Source organism: Streptomyces sp. NPDC059567 (assembly GCF_042735655.1).
Classification (GTDB): Bacteria; Actinomycetota; Actinomycetes; order Streptomycetales; family Streptomycetaceae; genus Streptomyces.
This window is the reverse complement of record NZ_JBHWBS010000191.1, coordinates 1-4,803: the sequence shown is the minus strand read 5'-3', so window position 1 is coordinate 4,803 and position 4,803 is coordinate 1. Positions and strand designations below refer to the sequence as shown.

4 protein-coding genes are annotated in these 4,803 nt (G+C 71.4%); 2 read left to right on the top strand and 2 right to left on the bottom strand.

Annotation, left to right across the window (positions count from 1 at the left end; genetic code table 11):
* Positions 1-42: 42 nt before the first annotated feature.
* Entirely contained in the window at positions 43-1,308 is a 1,266-nt protein-coding gene (locus tag ACFVZW_RS36790) for an LCP family protein (protein WP_384530923.1), read from the bottom strand.
* 118 nt (positions 1,309-1,426) lie between these two features.
* On the opposite strand from ACFVZW_RS36790, the gene ACFVZW_RS36785 reads away from it, so the two are divergent.
* Positions 1,427-1,984, top strand: a complete 558-nt coding sequence (locus ACFVZW_RS36785) for an acyl-CoA thioesterase (protein ID WP_384530921.1) — start codon at positions 1,427-1,429, stop codon at positions 1,982-1,984.
* Positions 1,985-2,054: 70 nt separating this feature from the next.
* On the opposite strand, the gene ACFVZW_RS36780 is transcribed toward ACFVZW_RS36785, so the two are convergent.
* Positions 2,055-3,428, bottom strand: coding sequence for an LCP family protein (locus ACFVZW_RS36780; RefSeq protein WP_384530919.1), 1,374 nt, complete (start codon positions 3,426-3,428; stop codon positions 2,055-2,057).
* 232 nt (positions 3,429-3,660) lie between these two features.
* Between ACFVZW_RS36780 and ACFVZW_RS36775 the strand changes: the two genes are divergently transcribed.
* Positions 3,661-4,689, top strand: coding sequence for a glycosyltransferase family 2 protein (locus tag ACFVZW_RS36775; RefSeq protein ID WP_384530917.1), 1,029 nt, complete (start codon positions 3,661-3,663; stop codon positions 4,687-4,689).
* The last annotated feature ends 114 nt before the right edge of the window (positions 4,690-4,803 follow it).

Sequence of the window (4,803 nt, the reverse complement as noted above, 5' to 3'; positions counted from 1 at the left end):
GGGGCACCCCGCCACGGGGTGCCCCTTCCTTCTGTCCGTGCGTCAGCGGTCCGACGTCACCGTGACCGGCTCGTCGTTCTGGATCTGCTGCACCAGCTGCTTCACCTTCGGCATGTCCCACTTCAGCGAGCCCTGCGGCGCGCTGCCCGAGATCGGGATGTTCATCGACTTGCCGTCGCCGCCGCTGATGCCCTTCATCGCGAAGAACATCTTGCCGAGGTCGTACAGCGACATGTCCTTGTCGACGATCAGCGTGTCCAGGCCGGCGCCCAGCGTCGGGTAGAGCTTGAACGGGTTGAGGATCGTGCCCGGCGTCGCCGCCTGGTTGGCCAGGGCGGAGAGGAACTTCTGCTGGTTCTTCGTCCGCGCCAGGTCCGACTCGGCGAACGCGTACCGGGTACGGACGAACGCGAGGGCCTGCTCGCCGTTGAGGGTCTGCTCGCCCGCCTGGAAGTCGGCGCCGGACTTCTTGTCCTTGAAGCCCTTCTCGATGTTCAGGTCGACGCCGCCGAGCGCGTCCACGATGTTCGCGAAGCCGGCGAAGCCGATCTCCGCGTAGTGGTCGATGCGCAGCCCGGTGTTGAACTCGACCGTGCGGACCAGGAGCTCCGGGCCGTCCATCGCGTACGCCGCGTTCAGCTTGGAGCCACCGCGCGCCCCGAACTTCTTCCCGGACTCCGAGCCGACGAACGAGGGGATCGTCACCCACGAGTCACGGGGGAGCGAGACCATCGTGTTCCCGCTGGAACAGGCCGCGAGGATCATCATCGAGTCGGTCCGCTTGCCCTCGGCGGAACCGGTGTGCAGCTTCTTCTTCTCCTCGGCCGACATGCCCTCACGGCTGTCGGAGCCGACGATCAGATACGTCGTGCAGTCGCCCTCGGCCGGCCGCTCGATGACCTTGGCCAGATCGACCTCGTTGCGCATCTGGCTGCTGGCCCAGGCGTAGGTGCCGATGCCCCAGGCCAGCACGGCGACGACCAGGACGATCGAGCCGACCTTGACCCGGCGGCGCCAGTCCGGGGCCGGACGGCCCGGCGAACCGGGGTACCCCTGGCCCGGCTGCGGCGGAGCGACGGGCGGCTGCTGCCCGCCGCCGTAGTTCCGCTGCCCGTACACCTGCCCGGTGTTGTAGCCGCTGTCGTACCCGGAGCCCTGCCGCGGTTGACCCTGGCCGTAACCGGGGTCGTACTGCGGCGGCTGCTGGGGCACCTGCGGGCGCTGCACATGGCGCATCCGGCGGGCTCCCTCGGGCTGAGAGCTCGAGCTGCCGCGGCCGTATCCGCCGTCATCGGGCCAGTCATTCATGCGGACAGTCTGCAGGCCGCCTCCCGAGCGCCGACAGGGCGGGTGGGGAATCGGGGCGGCGCTGTTGCCAAGCTGATGCAATGAGGACGAGTCCGGGACCCGGCATAAGGTGGAGGGCATGACAGATCAGGCCCAGCGCACGGACCGCCCGCAGGGCGACATTCCGGGCAAGCCCACCTCCGCGTCCCGCACCACGCTCAGCCACATCATGACCAGCCATGACACGAACCTCCTGGGTACGGTGCACGGCGGCGTGATCATGAAGCTGGTGGACGACGCGGCGGGCGCCGTCGCGGGGCGGCACTCGGGCGGTCCGGCCGTGACCGCCTCCATGGACGAGATGGCGTTCCTGGAGCCGGTACGGGTCGGGGACCTGCTCCATGTGAAGGCCCAGGTGAACTGGACCGGCCGCTCCTCGATGGAGGTCGGCGTCCGCGTCATGGCCGAGCGCTGGAACGAGTCCACCCCCGCCCAGCAGGTCGGCTCGGCCTATCTGGTCTTCGCGGCGGTCGACGGCGACGGCAAGCCGCGCCCGGTCCCGCCGGTGCTCCCGGAGACCGAGCGGGACAAGCGCCGCTACCAGGAGGCCCAGATCCGCCGCACCCACCGACTGGCCCGCCGCCGCGCGATCATGGAGCTGCGGGAGCGCCGCGCGGCGGAGGGCTACGAGGACTGACGCCCGGGGCGGGCGCGAGGCAACGGCGCCCCGGCGGACGCGTCCGCTCCGCCGCCGCGCCACGACCGCGCTACGGGCACACCACCTCGTCCCCCTTCACCGCCACGAACGGACCCTTCGCCGGCTCCTCCGGCCGCACCGGAGTGACCCCCTTGTAGTCCGCGCCCACGAAGACCCGCAGCGTCCCGCCCCGGCCCTTGACCGCCTTCAGCTCCGCCCCTGGCAGCGCCACCGCCAGGGACTTCGCCGAGCGGTCCCAGCGCGGGTCGTACTCCACCACCGTGCGCGGGCGAGGGGCACCGCCCCCGGTCCGCGGCGCGCGCGTCGTGTTGAACCCCGTCGCCCGCAGCGCGTCGTCCGCCTTCCGGCCCTGACCGGCCGTCCGCGTCGCGTTGTAGACCTGCACCCGGATCGTCTTCGGCGCCACATCCACCACCGCCGCCTTCGGCCCGCCCTTCGCCACCGCCTTCTGCGCGGCGAGGGGCCGGTCGTCGCGCAGCGCCTGGAACAGCTTCTGCGCCCTGGGCGCGTCCCACTTCACCGTCGAGCCGATGCCCTTCACCCGGAAGCTCACGTCCCCGATCGGCACCGAGACGAACTCCGAGGACGCCGGAGTGAAGCCCCGCATCGCCTTCGAGAGGGCCAGGATCTGCTCCGTACCGAATCCGGCGTCCGCCCGCACCGAGTTCAGCATCGTCGTGGCGACCTCGCGGAACCGCACCGGGTTGAGCAGCACCCCGCTGCTGGTCATCCGGTCGACCAGCGCCGCCAGGAACCGCTGCTGGCGCTGCATCCGGCTGATGTCGGCCGCCCCGTCGACATGGCGGGCACGTACGTACTGCAGCGCCTGCCCGCCCGTCATCTCGTGCGGTCCGGCCGGCAGGTCCAGCCCGGTGTACGAGTCCTTCAGCGGCCGCGCCGTACAGATCTGCACCCCGCCGACCGCGTCCACCGTCTTCATGAAGCTGGTGAAATCGACCTCCAGATAGTGGTCGATCTTGACGCCCGTCATCCTCTCGACGGTCCGCACCGTCAGCCCGGGCCCGCCCTCGGCGTACGCGGCGTTCAACTTCACCGGGTGCGCCTGGTGCCGCCGGCCGGTGGTCGCGTCGACGTGCTCGGGCATCTCGGCGTACGAGTCACGGGGCAGGCTCACCACGCTCGCCCGCTCCCGGTCCTCGGAGATGTGGACGAGCATCACGGTGTCGGTGCAGCGACAGGGGTTGCCGCCGAGGCGGTACTCCCTCCGCTCCTTCTCCGTGATCCCGTCCCGCCCGTCCGTGCCCACGACCAGCACGTTCATGCCGTGTCCGGCCTGGGGGCGGTTCTTCATGTCCTTGAAGGGATCGACCCGGTCGATCCCGGTGTCCAGACCGGTCACCATCGCGTGGCCGATGCCGCCCGCGCCGAGGACGAGGACGGAGAGGGTCGTCGCGATCCGCATCCCCCACCGTGGCCTCCGGACCCGTCGGACCCGTCTGACGCGGCGAGCCGGTACGGAACGGGCGGCGGCCGGTCGAGGACGGGGCGTGCGGGGCGGTGTGGGCACCGGGGGACACCTCCGCGGGTGGGACGAGGGGACCGTGAGCACGGTAGGCCCATACGATCAGCGACCTCGGGCACCCGCCCCCGTGACGCGCTTCGTGTCCCCCGTTCGCGGTAACGTGGCGGGCAATATGAACGCCATGCCCGCCGCCCTGCCCCCCGTCTCCGTGATCATGCCGGTCCTCAACGAGGAGCGGCACCTGCGCAACTCGGTCCGTCACATCCTCGAGCAGGAGTACGACGGCGAGATGGAGGTGGTGATCGCGCTCGGCCCGTCCACGGACCGTACGGACGAGATCGCCGCCGAGCTCGTACGGGAGGACCCCCGGGTCCACACCGTGCCGAACCCCACGGGCCGGACGCCCGCCGCCCTCAACGCGGCGATCAAGGCATCCCGTCACCCGATCGTGGTACGTGTCGACGGCCACGGGATGCTGTCGCCGAACTACATCGCGACCGCGGTCCGCCTCCTGGAGGAGACCGGCGCGCAGAACGTCGGCGGCATCATGCACGCCGAGGGCGAGAACGACTGGGAGGACGCGGTCGCCGCCGCGATGACCTCGAAGATCGGCGTCGGCAACGCGGCGTTCCACACCGGCGGCCAGGCGGGCCCGGCCGAGACCGTGTATCTGGGTGTCTTCCGCCGCGAGGCCCTGGAGCAGCAGGACGGCTACAACGTGGAGTTCATCCGCGCCCAGGACTGGGAGCTGAACTTCCGTATCCGCGAGGCGGGCGGCCTGATCTGGTTCTCGCCCGAGCTGCGCGTCCAGTACCGGCCCCGCCCGAGCGTCCGCGCGCTGGCGAAGCAGTACAAGGACTACGGCCGGTGGCGCCACGTCGTGGCCCGCTACCACCAGGGCTCCATCAACCTGCGCTACCTCGCCCCGCCGACCGCCGTCTGCGCGATCGCCGCCGGTCTGGTCGTGGGCGTGGCGCTCACGCCCCTCGGCTTCGTGATCCCGGTCGGCTACCTCGCCGCGATCACCGCGGGCTCGATCCCGGCGGGCAAGGGCCTCCCGCCGAAGGCCCGCCTGCAGATCCCGGTGGCCCTCGCGACGATGCACATGTCCTGGGGCTACGGCTTCCTGACCAGCCCGCGCGCGCTGGCACGGAAGGTCATCGCGAGCCGCCGCCCGGCGGTGAAGTCCGCGAAGGTCTGACCCGGCGCACACGACGAGACCGACCGACGGCGACCGGCACCAACTACGGGGCCGACCACTGCGGTTGATCCCCACCGAACAGCAGCGTGGGGGGGGGGCCGCGGGGGGGGGGGC

Bases quoted from the DNA above. Each gene is read 5' to 3' on its own strand.
- ACFVZW_RS36790 (WP_384530923.1), bottom strand. From the start codon at position 1,308: ATGAATGACTGGCCCGATGACGGCGGATACGGCCGCGGCAGCTCGAGC.
- ACFVZW_RS36785 (WP_384530921.1), top strand. From the start codon at position 1,427: ATGACAGATCAGGCCCAGCGCACGGACCGCCCGCAGGGCGACATTCCG.
- ACFVZW_RS36780 (WP_384530919.1), bottom strand. From the start codon at position 3,428: ATGCGGATCGCGACGACCCTCTCCGTCCTCGTCCTCGGCGCGGGCGGC.
- ACFVZW_RS36775 (WP_384530917.1), top strand. From the start codon at position 3,661: ATGAACGCCATGCCCGCCGCCCTGCCCCCCGTCTCCGTGATCATGCCG.